This window comes from Streptomyces sp. NPDC053474, assembly GCF_044544845.1.
Lineage (GTDB): Bacteria > Actinomycetota > Actinomycetes > Streptomycetales > Streptomycetaceae > Streptomyces.
The window spans coordinates 347,904-363,973 of sequence record NZ_JBITXV010000002.1 but is presented as its reverse complement, the minus strand read 5'-3'; the positions used below and the strand labels follow the sequence as shown (position 1 = coordinate 363,973).

The 16,070-nt window shown below is 72.3% G+C and carries 12 protein-coding genes; 6 read left to right on the top strand and 6 right to left on the bottom strand.

Features of this window, described 5'->3' with window-relative positions; translation table 11 throughout:
* Nucleotides 1-58: 58 nt before the first annotated feature.
* From aspS to ACIG3E_RS05230, 4 genes are all read left to right on the top strand, one after another.
* Nucleotides 59-1,840 (top strand): aspartate--tRNA ligase, encoded by a 1,782-nt coding sequence (gene aspS, locus ACIG3E_RS05245; RefSeq protein WP_399611468.1) that lies wholly within the window; start codon nucleotides 59-61, stop codon nucleotides 1,838-1,840.
* 194 nt (nucleotides 1,841-2,034) lie between these two features.
* Complete coding sequence (locus tag ACIG3E_RS05240; RefSeq protein ID WP_399611465.1) at nucleotides 2,035-2,619, top strand: TetR/AcrR family transcriptional regulator; 585 nt, start codon at nucleotides 2,035-2,037, stop codon at nucleotides 2,617-2,619.
* Between the two features lie 82 nt (nucleotides 2,620-2,701).
* On the top strand, nucleotides 2,702-4,924 hold the full coding sequence (locus tag ACIG3E_RS05235; protein ID WP_399611462.1) for a hypothetical protein: 2,223 nt from the start codon (nucleotides 2,702-2,704) through the stop codon (nucleotides 4,922-4,924).
* Between the two features lie 70 nt (nucleotides 4,925-4,994).
* Nucleotides 4,995-6,572, top strand: a complete 1,578-nt coding sequence (locus ACIG3E_RS05230; protein ID WP_399611459.1) for an amino acid ABC transporter substrate-binding protein — start codon at nucleotides 4,995-4,997, stop codon at nucleotides 6,570-6,572.
* 3 nt (nucleotides 6,573-6,575) lie between these two features.
* Here ACIG3E_RS05230 and ACIG3E_RS05225 read toward each other — a convergent pair whose 3' ends face one another.
* Together ACIG3E_RS05225 and ACIG3E_RS05220 are read right to left on the bottom strand one after the other, a co-directional pair.
* Nucleotides 6,576-6,773 carry a hypothetical protein gene (locus tag ACIG3E_RS05225; protein ID WP_399611456.1) on the bottom strand — a complete coding sequence of 66 codons (198 nt, stop codon included), beginning with the start codon at nucleotides 6,771-6,773 and terminating at the stop codon, nucleotides 6,576-6,578.
* Nucleotides 6,774-6,901: 128 nt separating this feature from the next.
* Complete coding sequence (locus ACIG3E_RS05220) at nucleotides 6,902-7,771, bottom strand: NAD(P)-dependent oxidoreductase (protein ID WP_399611453.1); 870 nt, start codon at nucleotides 7,769-7,771, stop codon at nucleotides 6,902-6,904.
* A gap of 119 nt (nucleotides 7,772-7,890) precedes the next feature.
* On the opposite strand from ACIG3E_RS05220, the gene ACIG3E_RS05215 reads away from it, so the two are divergent.
* Nucleotides 7,891-8,478 carry a TetR/AcrR family transcriptional regulator gene (locus tag ACIG3E_RS05215; RefSeq protein WP_399611451.1) on the top strand — a complete coding sequence of 196 codons (588 nt, stop codon included), beginning with the start codon at nucleotides 7,891-7,893 and terminating at the stop codon, nucleotides 8,476-8,478.
* Nucleotides 8,479-8,571: 93 nt separating this feature from the next.
* Here ACIG3E_RS05215 and metG read toward each other — a convergent pair whose 3' ends face one another.
* Both metG and ACIG3E_RS05205 read right to left on the bottom strand, forming a co-directional pair.
* A complete protein-coding gene (metG, locus tag ACIG3E_RS05210) occupies nucleotides 8,572-10,200 on the bottom strand; it encodes a methionine--tRNA ligase (protein WP_399611449.1) in 1,629 nt (542 codons plus the stop codon).
* Nucleotides 10,201-10,238: 38 nt separating this feature from the next.
* Nucleotides 10,239-11,045 carry a VWA domain-containing protein gene (locus ACIG3E_RS05205; protein ID WP_399611447.1) on the bottom strand — a complete coding sequence of 269 codons (807 nt, stop codon included), beginning with the start codon at nucleotides 11,043-11,045 and terminating at the stop codon, nucleotides 10,239-10,241.
* 605 nt (nucleotides 11,046-11,650) lie between these two features.
* Here ACIG3E_RS05205 and ACIG3E_RS05200 point away from each other — a divergent pair.
* Nucleotides 11,651-13,753, top strand: coding sequence for a PhoX family protein (locus ACIG3E_RS05200; RefSeq protein ID WP_399611445.1), 2,103 nt, complete (start codon nucleotides 11,651-11,653; stop codon nucleotides 13,751-13,753).
* A gap of 55 nt (nucleotides 13,754-13,808) precedes the next feature.
* Here the strand turns inward: ACIG3E_RS05200 and ACIG3E_RS05195 are convergent, their stop codons facing one another.
* Both ACIG3E_RS05195 and ACIG3E_RS05190 read right to left on the bottom strand, forming a co-directional pair.
* The gene (locus ACIG3E_RS05195; protein WP_399611443.1) at nucleotides 13,809-14,789 is read right to left on the bottom strand and encodes a hypothetical protein; all 981 of its coding nucleotides are present in this window, start codon (nucleotides 14,787-14,789) and stop codon (nucleotides 13,809-13,811) included.
* A gap of 162 nt (nucleotides 14,790-14,951) precedes the next feature.
* A complete protein-coding gene (locus tag ACIG3E_RS05190; protein WP_399611440.1) occupies nucleotides 14,952-15,956 on the bottom strand; it encodes a LysR family transcriptional regulator in 1,005 nt (334 codons plus the stop codon).
* Between the last annotated feature and the right edge of the window lie 114 nt (nucleotides 15,957-16,070).

Sequence of the window (16,070 nt, the reverse complement as noted above, 5' to 3'; positions counted from 1 at the left end):
ACAAACGGTAGCCTTGAGCGTTAGCGTCCCCCGATCTCGAAAGACTGGATGAACGACGATGCATCGGTACAGGTCCCACACGTGCGGTGAGCTCCGCGCCTCTGACGTCGGTACGGACGTCCGGCTGAGCGGCTGGCTGCACAATCGGCGCGACCTGGGCGGCATCCTCTTCATCGATCTGCGCGACCACTACGGCATCACGCAGCTCGTCGCCCGTCCCGGCACGGCCGCCGCCGAGGCCCTGGACAAGCTCTCCAAGGAGACGGTCGTCCGGGTCGACGGCAAGGTCGTCTCCCGCGGCGCGGACAACGTGAACCCGGAGCTGCCCACCGGCGAGATCGAGATCGAGGCCGCCGACGTCGAGGTGCTCGGCGCCGCGGCCCCGCTGCCCTTCACGATCAACGCGGAGGACGGGGTCAACGAGGAGCGGCGCCTGGAGTACCGCTTCCTCGACCTGCGCCGCGAGCGCATGCACCGCAACATCATGCTGCGCTCGGCCGTCATCGCCGCGATCCGCCACAAGATGGTGGCCCTCGGCTTCAACGAGATGGCGACGCCGATCCTCACCGCGACCTCCCCCGAGGGCGCGCGCGACTTCGTGGTCCCCTCCCGGCTGAACCCGGGCAAGTTCTACGCCCTGCCGCAGGCGCCGCAGCAGTTCAAGCAGCTGCTCATGATCTCCGGCTTCGACCGCTACTTCCAGATCGCGCCGTGCTTCCGCGACGAGGACGCGCGCGCGGACCGCTCGCCGGGCGAGTTCTACCAGCTCGACGTCGAGATGAGCTTCGTGGAGCAGGAAGACGTCTTCCAGCCCATCGAGAAGCTCATGACCGAGCTGTTCACGGAGTTCGGCGGCGGCCGCGAGGTCACCTCGCCGTTCCCGCGCATCCCGTTCCGCGAGTCGATGCTGAAGTACGGCAACGACAAGCCGGACCTGCGCGCCAAGCTCGAACTGGTCGACATCACCGACGTCTTCGAAGGCTCGGAGTTCAAGGCCTTCGCGGGCAAGCACGTGCGCGCGCTGCCGGTGCCGGACACGGCCGGGCAGTCCCGGAAGTTCTTCGACGGCCTCGGCGAGTACGCCGTCGAGCACGGCGCCAAGGGCCTGGCCTGGATCCGCGTCGGCGAGGACGGGTCCTTCGCGGGCCCGATCGCCAAGTTCCTCACCGAGGCGAACGTGGCGGAGCTGACCAAGCGCCTCGGCCTGGAGGCCGGTCACGCCGTGTTCTTCGGCGCGGGCGAGTTCGACGAGGTCTCCAAGATCATGGGCGCGGTCCGCGTCGAGGCCGCCAAGCGCGCGGGCCACTTCGAGGAGAACGTCTTCCGCTTCTGCTGGATCGTCGACTTCCCGATGTACGAGAAGGACGAGGAGACCGGCAAGATCGACTTCTCCCACAACCCCTTCTCGATGCCCCAGGGCGGCATGAAGGACCTGGAGGAGAAGGACCCGCTGGACATCCTCGCCTGGCAGTACGACATCGTCTGCAACGGCATCGAGCTGTCCTCCGGCGCCATCCGCAACCACGAGCCCGAGGTCATGCTGAAGGCCTTCGAGATCGCGGGTTACGACGCGGAGACCGTCGAGCAGGAGTTCGCGGGGATGCTCCGCGCCTTCCGCCTCGGCGCCCCGCCGCACGGTGGCATCGCGCCGGGCGTCGACCGCATCGTCATGCTCCTCGCGGACGAGCCGAACATCCGCGAGACCATCGCCTTCCCGCTCAACGGCAACGCCCAGGACCTGATGATGGGCGCGCCGACGGTTCTGGAGGAGGCGCGGCTCAAGGAGCTGAACATCGCCCTGCGTAAGGCTCCCGCCAAGGGTGAGCAGGCCGAGAAGTAAGCCTCTGGCTTGCGGTGGGGGGTCCGGGGCCTGGTGGTCCCCGGGCCCCCTTTCGTCTGGGGCTTCCGTTTGGGGCTTCGCCCCTTTCCCCCTCATTGGCGCTTCGCGCCTCGTCCTCAAGCGCCGGACGGGCTGGACCACCCCCCGTGACGCTACAGTACGGATGTACTGTTTCCGCGTCGTAGGAGGGACCCATGGCCGCCGCCGAGCCCCGTCGGCGTGATCCCGCTCGGCGGATCGAGGAGATCGCCGCCGCCACCGAGCGCGTCATCGCCGAGCGTGGTGTCGAGGGGCTCACGCATCGGGCCGTCGCCGCCGAGGCGGGGGTGCCGCTCGGGGCGACGACGTACCACTTCGCGACGAAGGACGACCTGATCGCGGCGGCCCTGCGCCGGTCCGTCGACCGGTTCGCCGCGTACCTCGACGAGTGGGTCGCCCGGCGGCCCGAGCTCACGCCCGAGCAGCACGCCGTACTCCTCGCCGACGCGGTCCTGCCGCCGCTCGGCGGGCCCGAGCGGGCCCAGCAGGTGGTCGACCTGGAGCTGTACCTCGCCGCGCTGCGGCGGCCCGCGCTGCGGCACATCGCCGAGGAGCACCAGGGGCACATCCTGCGCGCCCTGGCCCACTACACCGACCCGGACACCGCCGCCGCCGCGGGAGCCGCGCTCATGGGGATCAGCCTGCGCTCCCTCGCCTCGCAGACCCCGCCGACCCGGGCCGAGGTCGAGGCGATCCTGCGCCGCATCCTCACCCCGAACCCCGCGCTCACCGGAGCCTGACGGCCAATCGTGACCCGGCGGGGTCTCCTCAACGCCCCTGTCGTGCCCTTACCCTGACGATCCATCACGCTTCGGGGGACCGGTGCCCGACGACCTGGGATTCGGCAAGCTGCTGGACGACGACGGCCTTCTCGCCCGGCTGCTCGGCAAGACCGCCAAGGGCCGCAACCGCCCGCTCCTGTACGGGCCCGACCTGCCGGTGGTGCTCGTCACCGGCGGGCCCGGCATGGGCAAGGGGCGGCTGCTGGCCTGCGTGCGCGACGTGTTCGGGCGCTACGTTCCGGCCGCGCACGTCGACTGCGCCGCGCCCGTGTTCCGCGAAGGCGCCGACCAGCGGCGCAGCACCCGCTCGGAGGCGACCGAGGCCCTGCGGGAGCTGGCCGTCCAGTTCGGCGCCTGGAGCGGCGACGGCGGGGCGATCGGCGCCCCGCGCCTGTACGCGGGGCTGGTCGCGGTCGCCGCGGGGGACGCCCTCGCGGGCCCGGCCGACGGCCTGGGCGAGGTGCGCCGATACGACGACCTGCTGCCGAGGGGCTCGTTCTGGGGCGGCGTGCTGCACCGCGCCTTCCGCGCCTACCTGGCCGCGCTCGGCGCGCTCCTCGTCGCCCAGCCGCTGGCCACCCCGCTGATCACCTCCATACTCGACGAGCTCTTCGAGCGGACCTCGTCCGAGGGCAAGGCCGCCCTTGAGGCCTGCTACGGCTCCTACTCGGGCGCGGCCGGACACCCCCGGCTCGGCCTGCACGCGCTGAGCGTCGACTTCCAGCAGGGCGGTGAGGCCCGCGCCCACGCGGAGAGCTTCCTGTTCCGGGCCCTGCGCGAGGACGTGGAGGCCGCGTACGCCTCGGTGCGCGGCCGCGTGGCGCGGGCCGGGCGGCCCGCCGTCCTGCTCGACCACGCCGACAACGGCGTCGGCCGCCGCCTGGTCCGGTCCGTGCTGCTCGACCGCGAGAGCGGCCACCACGACCGCGTGGTCGTCCTCGCCACCGCGCGCCGCGCCGACGGCGGCCGCTTCCTGTACCGCTCGCCGGACGCGGCGGACGGGGCCGCGGACGCCCCGGCCGTCTGGAGCCCCGCCGACGGCGGCCTGCCCGGCTGGACGCGAAGACAGGGCGGCGTTCCGGGCCTGGTCGCGCCCGCGCGCGGCGTACTGCTCGTCCGGATGCCGCTGCTGACCCCCGAGCAGCAGAACCACGAGCTGGCCCGGCTCCAGGGGCGCGGCCGCGACGCGGGCCACCGGCCGGACGAGCACGCCGCGCGGCTGCGCGTGGAGAGCGCCGTGCACCGGCTCAGCGGCGGCCGCCCCCGCTTCGTCACCCGCCTCGGCGAGGCCGCGGCCGCGCTGCGTGTCCCGGACCCGGCCGCGCTCACCGACTGGTCCCTGCTCGACGCGCCGGTGCGCTGCCGGGAGGCGTCCGACGCGCCACCGCGGCCCGTCGCCGAGCTGCTCCTCGACGATCTGGTCGGGCGCCAGCTCCCCGAGGAACTGCCGCCCGAGCAGCACGGCCACTGGCTCGACCTGCTCAGCCATCTGTCGGTCGCGCACACCGGGCCCTGCGCCCAGCGCCTGATCCGGGCCCGGCAGGGCGAGCGGGACGAGCGCCTGTCCGCGTACCGCGTCGCCGAACTCCTCCAGGACAACGGCTGGCCGCACTGCCCGCGCCACTTCATCGGCGACCGCGGCCTGCGCCACCTCCTGATGCGGCGCCTGTACGCGATGACGGGCGGGGCGGGCCGGGGGCGGGGCGCGGTGTGGCGCGCCGACCACGCGCTGCTGCGGGACCACTTCGGGTCGCCGCCCCCGGCCGCGGGGCCCGGCGAGGACGCCGCCGACGAGCTGTTCGGCTCGGCCGCCGCGCACGCCGCGCACCACGACCTGGCCGCGTCCGGGGCCGCGCGGGCCGTCGACCACCTGACGCGGTCGTTCCCCGCGCGCGACCCGCGCAGGTCCATGGCCGACTGGTGCGGGGAGCTGCTCGCCGTCGCGGGCGCGCCCTGCGAGGCGCCGCTCGCGGGCACGCCCGACGACCGGCACGCCCGCGCGCTCGGGGAGGTGCCCGCGCCCGGCGACGACCTGCTGCGCCGCCGCGTGGACCGGCTGCTGCACGCGGTGTGGCTGTACGAGGACCGCACGGGCCCGGTGGACCCGGCGGTGACGGGCACCTGGCGGCAGCTGCTCGACCGGCTCGGCGACGAGCCCGTGCCGGGGGTCGAGGTGCTGTCGCGCACGGCCGGGGAGTGGGCCGAACGGGCCGGGGAGCGACAGCCGTTGAAGCCGTGCGCGTGCACGCGGCACATCGGCTGACGGGCCGGGCGGACGCCACCGGGGCGCCGCGGGCGAAGGGACGGCGGATGGCGGGGCGAAGGGAGCGGCGGTGCTGAACTGGCTGTACAACCACGTGTGGGCCACACGCCTGAAGAAGGCCGTCACGATCCTGGTCGTGGCGGCCGTGGGAACCGCCGTGGGCATCCTGGTGCCGCCCGCCGTGGGCGGTCCCGACCGCTGCGCGGACGGCGTGGAGAAGCACGGCGGCGAATGCGTCGGAATCAACGGCTCCGGCTATGACTTCGGCACGTCCGAGATCAGCGGGGTCAGCGCCGCGATCGCCAGGGAGAACCGGCGGATCGACGGCGAGCCGCACGTCACCGTGGCGATGATGCTGCCCCTCCAGCCGGAGTCGGCCGTCGAGCGCACCCAGTTGCGCAGCGACATACAGGGCGCCTATCTCGCCCAGTACCGCGCCAACCGCACCGAGCAGAAGCCGCTGATCCGTCTGGTGCTCGCCAACCCCGGCCGGAACTACGCCCAGCAGGCCCGCGTCGTCGACGGCCTGGCCGAGCTCGCGGACGACCGGAAGCACAACCTCCGCGCGGTGACCGGCTTCAACCTGAGCCTGCGGCACACCGTCGACGCCGTGGACCGGCTCACGAACGAGCTGCGCATCCCGGTCCTCATCAGCCGGGCCAGCGCCGACGAACTCGCCAACGTAGAACGGCGCGAGGGCAGGCCGCGCTTCCCCGGGCTCGCGCGGGTGATCCCCACCAACCGGCAGCAGGCGGCGGCGCTCGCCGCCTTCCACCACGGCCTGCGCGACGAGGAGACGGTCCTGGTCAAGGACACCCGCCCGGACGACATCTATGTGGAGTCGCTCGCGCGGGCGTTCAGCGGGGACGAGAAGGGCCCGGCGGGCGCGAAGGACCAGGAGTTCACGTCCCCGTCCATCGGCGACCCGGGCGAGACCGGAAACGACTTCTCGCTGATCGGCCACAACATCTGCCAGTCCCGGGCGAAGGTCGTCTACTTCGCGGGCCGCCCGGTGCACTTGCGCCTGTTCGCGCTGAAGCTCGCGGAGGTGCCGTGCCGGGGCAAGCGGTACACCGTGGTGAGCGGTTCGGGCGCGGCGACCCTGGACCGCTACATGAGCGACGCGGACTGGCGGAGGCTGCGCGGTGACGCGGGCGCCAAGGAGCCCACGGTCACCGTGCAGTACACCGCGCCCGGACACCCCGAGGCCTGGACGCGGGCGCTGGCCGGGGCGAAGGGCCGACCGGCCCACCTAACCGAGCCGCAGCGGGAGTTGGCCGAGCTGCGCGCGCTCACCGACCGACAGGGGGCCGGTGACATCGGGCCCGTCCGCTACGGCGACTCGCGCACGATGCTGGTGCACGACGGCGTGCTCACGATCTCCCGGGCCGTCTTCCTCGCCAACGCCCGGTCGGCCGGGTCGGTGCCGCCCCGCGAGCGGGTCGCCGCCCAGTGGTCGCGCCTGGAGTCCGCGCACCGGGTGGCCGGAACCAGTGGGTGGGTGTGTCTGACCAACGCGGGCAACCCCTACGACAAGCCGGTGGCGGTGGTCGAACTCGACCCCCGCACGCGCAAGCTGAGGTTCGTGGGGCTCGGGTGGCCAGAGGGGCGCCCCCAGCCGCGCGACTGCGTCGTGCCCAGCGGCTGACGCCTACGCCGCTCTGGTCGGGGAGTCCTGCTGGTCCGCGGCTTCCGCCGTCGCCCACTCCGTCACCAGGCGCTGATACTCGCGTCGCTGGTCGGTGCTCAACCGCCCGCCGCAGCGCAGCCACAGCGCACGGATCTCCTCGTTCACCTCGTCCGCGGTGCGCTGGGGGCGCCGCGGTTCGGAAGCGGGATTCGTGGCCATGCTGTGAAGCGTACGTGCGCGGGCGTGAAGAGGGAGTGAGTCCGGTCACGAAGTGATCAAGAGCTCATTGACGGGGTAGAGATCAAGCCACTCGTGCGAGCCGCGCGCCGCTGCCGCGCGCATGGCGGTCAGGCGGGGTCCTTCAGGAGCTCCACGAGCCTGCTGAAGCTGTCGGCGCCGTGCCCCGCGTCCATGCCGAGCCGGAAGGCGTCCAGGACGACCTGCGGGAACGCCGTGTTCACGCCCGCGTCCGCGTTCGTGTGGACGACGTGCTCCATGCTCGCCACGCCCATCGAGATGCGGTCCACGTCGCCCGCGTGGTTGCCCGCGTCGATGCGGGGCGCGTAGAAGTCGATGAACTGCCGCATGCCCTCGTAGTTGCCGGACACGTACGGAGCCAGCTCCGAGGCCGAGATGCCGTGCGCACCGGCGAGGGCGACGGCCTGCCAGTAGGCGAGCATGGCGGGCCAGAAGACGACCATGTTGAGCTGGTACATCAGGGCCGCGAGGCCCGGGTCCTCGCCGCGGTAGTCGGTCTTGCCGGTGATGACCTCCAGGGCCGCGCGGTGCGTGTCGTAGGCCTCGCGGGGGCCGCTGTAGAAGGTGGACATGTCCGGGCTGCCGATGGTGGGCGGCGGGGACAGGACGCCGCCGGTCAGGTGGGTGCCGCCGAGCTCCGCCGTCCACTTCGCCGCCGCGCGCGCCTTCTCCGGGGTGTCCGAGCTGAGGTTCACCAGAACCCGCCCCGCCACCGCGGCCTCGGCGCCCCGGAGCGCGGTGTACATCGCGTCGTAGTCGATCAGGCTGAGCACCACCAGGTCATTGGCGCGCAGGGCCTCCTCGGGGGTGGCGGCGAGGCGGGCACCCCGCTCGACGAGCGCGGCGGCGCGCGAGGGGGTGCGGTTCCACACCGTGACCTCGTAGCCCCGGTCGAGGAACGCGCCCGCCATGGCCTGCCCCATCGGACCGAGCCCCAGAACGGTTACGGACTGTGACATGGCTGTCTCCCGTCTTCTCTGTTCAGTACCTCTAGAACGAACGCTCTATCCAGAGCCAGGAGTAACGTAGCACGACACTAGAACGAACGCTCTACTCAGAGGGTGGGTAAGGTGGCGGGATGAGCATGTACAGCGCGCCCCCCAGCACGCGCGAGCGGATCGTCGTGGTCGCCGCGCAGCTCATCCAGCGGCAGGGCTACGTCGGCACCGGCATCAAACAGATCGCCAAGGAGGCGCAGGCCACGCTCGGCTCCGTCTACCACTTCTTCCCGGGTGGCAAGGAAGCCGTCGCGGTGGCCGCGATCAAGCACGGGGAGAGGGAGTTCGGCTGGCTGCTCCAGGACACGCTCCGCCCCGAGGGCGACCCGGCCGCCGCCATCGAGGCCTGCGCCGTGCGGCTGGCCGTCGACCTGCGCGCGTCGGACTGGACCGACGGCTGCCCCATCACGGCCGCCGCCCTGGAGACCCTGGGCACGGACTCGGAGATCCAGCGGGTGTGCGGCGAGGCGCTGCGCAGCTGGGAGAACATCGTCGCCGAGAAGCTCCTGGCCTGCGGCTTCACGGAGACCGACGCGCGCGAGGTGGCCACCACGGTCATCAGCACCCTGGAGGGCGCCGAGGTGACGGCGCAGGTCAACCGCAGCGAGGAGCCCCTGCGGGCGGCCGGACGCCAGCTGGCGCGGCTCGTCCGGACGTACGAGGGCTGACACGACGCCTCGTACCGACGGCGTGCGGAGACGCGAGAAGGGCCCGGAACGCGTGGTTCCGGGCCCTTCTGTCGCGCTGTGCCGCGTGTCCGGCTAGGCCTTCTTCGGCTCCTCAAGGCGCGGGAAGAGGACCGCGCCCTTCGTCACCGTCGAGCCCGCGGGGAGCTGCCCCCACGCGCCCGCGTCCTGGACCCTCTGGTCCGCGAGCGCGCCCAGGGACGCCTCGGCGCCGAGGGAGTCCCAGAGCTTCTGGGAGGTGTCCGGCATGACGGAGTTGAGGAGCACGGCGACCGCGCGCAGGGACTCGGCGGCCGTGTACAGGATGGTCGCGAGGCGGGCCTTGCCCTGCTCGCTCTCGTCCTTGGCCACCTTCCACGGCTCCTGCTCCGTGATGTAGCCGTTGACCTGCTTCACGAAGTCGAAGACGGCGAGGATGCCGCCCTGGAAGTCGAGGTCGTCGCCGATCTTCGCGTCCGCCGTGGCGACGGCCTTCGCGAGGCCCTCGTGCACCGCGGCCTCCGCCGGGCCGTCCGCCGCGGCCGCGGGCAGCGCGCCGCCGAAGTACTTGCCGACCATGGCGGCCACGCGGGAGGCGAGGTTGCCGTAGTCGTTGGCCAGCTCGCTGGTGTAGCGGGCGGTGAAGTCCTCCCAGGAGAAGGACCCGTCCTGGCCGAAGGCGATGGCGCGCAGGAAGTACCAGCGGTAGGCGTCGACGCCGAAGTGCGAGGTCAGGTCCTGCGGCTTGATGCCGGTCAGGTTCGACTTCGACATCTTCTCGCCGCCGACCATCAGCCAGCCGTTCGCGGCGACCTTGCCGGGCAGCGGGAGGCCCTGGGCCATCAGCATCGCGGGCCAGATGACCGCGTGGAAGCGGAGGATGTCCTTGCCGACGAGGTGCACGTTCGCGGGGAAGGTGCCGTCGAACTTCGCCGGGTTCTCGTTGTACCCCACGGCCGTGGCGTAGTTGAGCAGCGCGTCGACCCACACGTAGATCACGTGCTTGTCGTCCCACGGCACCTTCACGCCCCAGTCGAAGGTGGAGCGCGAGATCGACAGGTCCTGGAGCCCCTGCTTGACGAAGTTCACGACCTCGTTGCGCGCCGACTCGGGCTGGATGAAGCCCGGGTTCGCGGCGTAGTGCTCCAGGAGCTTGTCGCCGTACTCGCTCAGCTTGAAGAAGTAGTTCTCCTCGCTGAGGAGCTCCACCGGCTTCTTGTGGATCGGGCAGAGCTTCTGGCCCTCGTACGCGCCCTCGCCGTCGAGGAGCTCGCCCGGGAGCTTGTACTCCTCACAGCCGACGCAGTACGGGCCCTCGTAGCCGCCCTTGTAGATCTCGCCCTTGTCGTAGAGGTCCTGGACGAACTCCTGCACCCGGTCGGTGTGCCGCTTCTCCGTCGTCCGGATGAAATCGTCGTTCGCGATCTCCAGGTGCTCCCAGAGGGGGCGCCAGGCCTCCTCGACGAGCTTGTCGCACCACTCCTGGGGCGTCACGCCGTTCGCCTCGGCCGTGCGCATGATCTTCTGACCGTGCTCGTCCGTGCCGGTGAGGTACCACACCTTCTCGCCGCGCTGACGGTGCCAGCGCGTGAGCACGTCGCCTGCGACGGTCGTGTAGGCGTGGCCCAGGTGAGGAGCGTCGTTTACGTAGTAGATGGGGGTCGAGACGTAGAACGCCTTCGCGCTCTCGTCCGCCCCCTGCTTCTCGGATCCAGTGGCCGCCATGGTCGAAATCCTAACGGCCCGACGAAGATCCACTCACCTCACGGCCGGGGGCGCCAGGCCGCCAGGAGGCCCTCGTAGAGCTGCTTGTCGGTGAGCTCCTTGGGGGCGGGGCCCGCGAGGAAGTGGGCGGCGTTGTCCGCCTTGAGGCGGCGCAGGTAGTCGAAGGCCTTGCTGTCCTGTTCGCCGAAGGCGACGAAGGAGAAGAACAGCGGGTGCCGGGCGGCGTCCGCCAGGGCCTGGGTGGCGGGGCCCTTGGTGTCCGGGGCGCCGTCCGTCTGGAAGACCACGAGGGCGGGGCCCTCGCCCTCGGACTTCTCGTAGTGGGCCACGACCTCCTCGACGGCGCGGTGGTAGCTGGTGCGGCCCATGCGGCCGCAGGCCGCGTGCAGCTCGTCGACGCGGTTCTCGTGGTCGGTGAGGGTGAGGGTGCCGGTGCCGTCGACGTCCGTCGAGAAGAAGACGACGTGGACGGTGGCGGTGGGGTCGAGGTGGGCGGCCAGGGCGAGGGTCTGGTCGGCGAGGGCCTGGGCGGAGCCGTCCTTGTAGTACGGGCGCATGGAGCCGGAGCGGTCCAGGACGAGGTAGACCCGGGCGCGGGTGCCCGTCAGGCCCTGCTTGCGCAGGGCCGCGCCTGCTGCCTTGTAGGCCTGGGCGAGCCCCGGCGCCCGCGCCTTGAGCCTGGCCAGGCTGAGCGCGGGCTTGGCGGGGGCGTCCGCCTGGGCCGGGGCTTCCGGCTCGGCCGGGGCCTCCTCCGAGGCTGCCGCCTCGGGCTCCGGCTCGGCCGGGGGCTCTATGGCCTGGGGCTCCTCCGCCGGGGGTGCCTCTGCTGCACGGTTGCTCGGCACCTCGGGCTGTGCCCACCCTTCCCCAAGCTCTCGGCTTCGCTCGAGCAGGGGATGCCCCACTCGCCCTGCGGGACGATTGCCCACAGCGGCATCGGCATCGGCATCGGCAGCGGCAGCGGGGGTGGGTTCCCCGTCATGGGTGGGCGGGTGGGCGAGAGGGGCCGCCCCGGAGGGGCGGACCGTTACGTTGTCGAAGGCTGCTGCTACGAGGTCTTCCGCCGGGGTCGCCGGAGCCGGGACGGAGGCCTGGGGGGCAGCCGGGGCCAGAGGCTCGGGCTGGGGAGCGGGGGGCGTCGGGTTGGCCCGGCCCCGCCGGAACGCGCTCCGCAGACGATCCAGAATGCCCATGTGCGCACCCCTAAATATGAGTTCGGCGTGAGTGAGTCCCCGACCGGCCCCCTGGCCACAAGGACACGTAAGGGTATCCGCCGCCTCCCCGGCCGCACGGACCCCCCGGCCGACCCCAGGGGCCAGGCGCGGTTCACGCTCCGTTCACCCGCAGTCCCCCGGGCTGCTGGCAGCCCCCCCTAGCCTCCAGCCGGACCGCTGTGAATCGAGTGAAAACAGCCACGTCGCAGCCCATTTCAGCCACCCTGGAGGAACCCGTGCGCAAGCTGCTGCCCCTGATCACCTCACACCCGGGCGGCACCGGCGGCCGCTCGGCCATGACGTGCCGGTTCCGCTGCGGCGACGCCTGCTTCCACCCGGTGCCGAACACCAGCGACAACGAGTACGTCGGCGACGTCATAGCCGGTGCCCTGAGCCGCCGCTCCGTGATGCGCGCCGCGGCCGTGGTGACCGTGGCCACGGCCGCGGCGGGCGGCGTCACCCTGGGCCCCGGCGCGGGCGAGGCCGCGGCCGCGGCCCCGGCGGCGTACAAACCCAAGGGCGGCAAGGGCGCCCGCGGCCTGCGGTTCACGCCGGTCGCGCCCAACACGGCCGACCAGGTCACCGTCCCCGCGGGCTACCGCCAGAACGTCGTGATCCGCTGGGGCGAGCCCATCCTGCGCGGCGCCCCCGCCTTCGACGCGGACAAGCAGTCCGCGAAGGCCCAGGCCGGTCAGTTCGGCTACAACAACGACTTCCTCAGCCTGCTGCCGCTGCGCGGCGAGAGCGAGGAGCACGGCCGCCAGGTGCTCGTGGCCAACCACGAGTACACGGACGAAGTCCTGATGTTCAAGGGCTACGACGCCAAGAACCCGACCCGCGAGCAGGTCGAGATCGCCTGGGCCGCGCACGGCCTGTCCGTGGTCGTGGTCGACGGCGAGCGGAAGACCGGCGCGCTGCGTGCCGTGCCCCGCCACCGGCTGAACCGGCGCCTGACGGCGACCAGCACGTTCCACCTGTCCGGCCCCGCCGCCCGCAGCGAGTTCGTCCGGACGAAGGCCGACCCGCGCGGCACCACCGTCCTCGGCACGCTCAACAACTGCTCCGGCGGCACCACCCCGTGGGGCACCACGCTGCACGGCGAGGAGAACTTCAACCAGTACTTCGCGCACGCGGACAAGGTCACCGACCCGGACCGGGCCGCGCGCCTGAAGCGCTACGGCGTCGTCGGGGGCGAGTCCGAGCGCAAGTGGGAGCGGTTCGACGACCGCTTCGACCTGACCAAGGAGCCGAACGAGCCGCACCGCTTCGGCTGGGTCGTCGAGCTCGACCCGTACGACCCGGACTCCGTGCCGCGCAAGCGCACCGCGCTCGGCCGCTTCAAGCACGAGGGCGCCCAGCCCCGGCTGACCCACGACGGCCGCCCGGTGGTCTACATGGGCGACGACGAGCGCTTCGACTACGTGTACAAGTTCGTGAGCAGCAAGCGGATGGCGAAGGGGAACTCGCGCTGGGCGCGCGAGCACAACCTCACCCTCCTCGACGAGGGCACCCTGTACGTCGCCAAGTTCACGGGCGACTCCCCGGCCGCGGAGATCGACGGCACGGGCAAGCTCCCCGCCGACGGCGAGTTCGACGGCAGCGGCCAGTGGATCCCGCTGGCCACCGCGTACGCGGGCGGCAAGGCCGTCTCGCACGTCGAGGGCATGACCGCCGACGAGGTGTACGTCTTCACGCGGCTCGCGGGCGACAAGGTGGGCGCCACGAAGATGGACCGCCCCGAGGACATCGAGCCGTCCCCGGCGACCGGCAAGGTGTACGTCGCCCTGACGAACAACGCCGACCGCGGCAAGCCCGGCAAGGCCGGTGCCGACGAGGCCAACCCGCGCAACCTCAACAAGCACGGGCAGGTGCTCGAACTGACGGAGTCGCGCAACCGGCCGGAGTCCACGCGCTTCGCCTGGAACCTCTTCCTCGTCGCGGGCGACCCGAACGACCCGGCCACGTACTTCGCGGGCTTCCCCAAGGACAAGGTCAGCCCCATCTCCTGCCCCGACAACGTGGCCTTCGACCCGCACGGCAACCTGTGGATCTCCACCGACGGCAACCAGCTCGGCTCCCACGACGGCCTGTTCGGCGTGGCCACGAAGGGCGAGCGGCGCGGTGAGCTGAAGCAGTTCCTGACGATGCCGACCGGCGCGGAGACCTGCGGCCCGCTCGTGCAGGAGCGGCGCGTGCTCGTCTCCGTGCAGCACCCTGGTGAAATCGACGGGGCGTCCGTCGAGAAGCCCGCGAGCGTCTGGCCCGACGGCCCCGGCGAGATCGTGCGCCCGGCGGTCGTGTCGGTGTGGCGCGCGGACGGCGACGACATCGGCGTCTGAGGACGCGAGTGGGGCGCCCCCTTGCCGGGGGCGCCCCTTGCTCACGTACCGGTGACTAGTCGTTCTGCTTGCGGCGGTACATCGCGAAGCCCAGGCCCGCCGCGCCCAGGGCCGCCATGCCGCCGCCCGCGGCGACCAGCGGGGTGGCGTGCGAGGCGTCAGCGGAGCTGTCCACGCCGTCGGCGCCCGCCTTGACGCCGCCCCGCGGCACCTTGGTGGAGGGGTGCGTGGGCTTCGGTGCGGTGCCGCCGTGCGTGCGGCCCTCGACCCAGCCCTTCATGGTGCCGTCGGGGTTGAGCACGAAGTGCGCGCCGTTGTGCTGGCCGTACGCCGCCTTGGCGCCGGTCTGCTTCAGGGTGTCCCAGACGGTCTTCCTGCCGGTGTCCGGAGCCGGGGCGATCAGGTCCGCCTCGTAGCCCGCCTTGGTCTTGTAGACCTTGGCGTCGAAGCCGGTCTTGCCGAGGTTCTTGTACTCGCGTACGAAGGCGCGCTTCTTCGCGGGCTGCGGCTTCGGCTTCGGCTTCGGCGGGGTCGGCGTGCCGGTCTTGGTGACCGTGCCGTCGGCGGTCAGCGTGAACGTACAGCCGTCGATCTTCGTGGAGGCGGGCTTGATGTACGCCGTCAGGGAGCCCTTGGCGACGCCGTCCTTGAGGAGCTGGGCCTTGGCGGAGCGGGCGGAGGCGTTCACGTCGACCTTGGCGGTCCAGCCGTGGCCGAGGGAGACCGTGCCCTTGGACTCCCAGCCGCCGGGGACCGGCTTGTCCGTGTCCTCGTCGGGCTTGGTCTCGTCGTCGGGCTTGGTGTGGTCGTCCGGCCTGGTCTCGTCGTCCGGCTTGGTGTGGTCGTCCGGGGTCGGCGTGGGGTCCGGGCTCGGCGTCGTGTCGTCGCCGGTCTGATCGCTCGGCGCGGCGGCGCCGTCGACCTGGTGCGGGACCGCCGGGGCGGCGGCGAAGGCCGCGGTGGTGGGGACGGCGAGCGCGGCGATCGCGCCGGTGGCGATGGCGGCGGTGCGGAAGGTGCGTCGGGTGGCGCGCATGGCGTGGTTCCCTCGTACTGGTCGGCGTCTTGTCCGTCTTTGTGCCCCTTTGCGGTGGCGACGGATATGAAGCTACGGGCGCCATGTGTGCGTCGTCCGTAGGGAACGTAACAACTGGCCGCAGACCGCGACGCGGAACCGTAAAACGGTAAGAAGTGCAGGTCAGAGAGGGGTGGGCCGAAGGTCCCGAGCGGGGGGACAGGGCGAGGGAGGGCAGGGCGAGGGGGGTCCGGCGCCGCGGGTGCCGAGCAGCCAGTCCTGGTAGGCGGGGGCCTCCGCGGCGGCCTCCCAGTAGGCGGCCTCCAGCTCGCCGTACACGGCGTTCAGCTCCGTCTCCGTACGGGCCGCGACGTACAGGCGGACGCCCAGCGGATCGCCGCGCAGGGGTCTGACCGCCATGTCGGGTCTCGCCACCGAGGTGGGCTGGCAGACGGTGACGACCTCACCGGTGGCGACGAGCGTGGCGGCGGTCAGATAGTCGCCGTGCAGCACGCGCGGGTCGAGCCCCGCGGATCTCAGCATCCTCCGCAGGCCGTCCCACTCCCCGTCCACGGTCGGGTCGACCATCCAGCGGTCGTCGGCGAGGTCGGCGAGGCTGATGACGGGCTCGCGGGCGGCGGGGTGGTCGGCGGCGAGCGAGACGAACTGCGGCTCGCGGTCGATGAGCACACGGCGGGCCAGCCCGTCGGGGAATCTGAGCGGACTGCCCTCCACCTCGTGCACGAACGCGACGTCGAGGCGGCCCTCGGCGACATCGCGGAGCAGCGCGTTCGCGGACACGTCCATCTGGAGCGAGGTCTCGGTGCCGGGCATGCTGGCGCGGAGCCTGCGCAGCCAGCCCGGTATGGCACGGCTCGCCGTGGACCCGATGCGCAGGCGCGGCGCCCCGTCGGCGGAGCGGGCCGCGGCCGCGCGGGCCTCGGTGACGAGCGCCCGCATCTCGATGACCAGCGGCCGGGCGCGGCTGAGGACGGTGCGGCCCAGCGGCGTTGGGCGGCAGCCGGTGCGCTCGCGGGTGAAGAGCTGGCCGCCCACGGCGTGTTCGATGCGCCGCAGCTGGGTGGTCAACGAGGGCTGGCTCATGCCGAGTTGGCGCGCCGCCTTGTGCAGGCTGCCGCTGTCAGCGATGGCGCAGAGTGCGCGGAGGTGCCTGACCTCGAGCTCCATGGCCGTGAGCGTAGAGCGGGTTACGGCAGCACACCAGCCTCCCAAACACCCATGGAACCGCAGAAGTTGCCCCTCCGTCCGGTGACCGGATGTACGGCGATAGGCCCGGGCTAT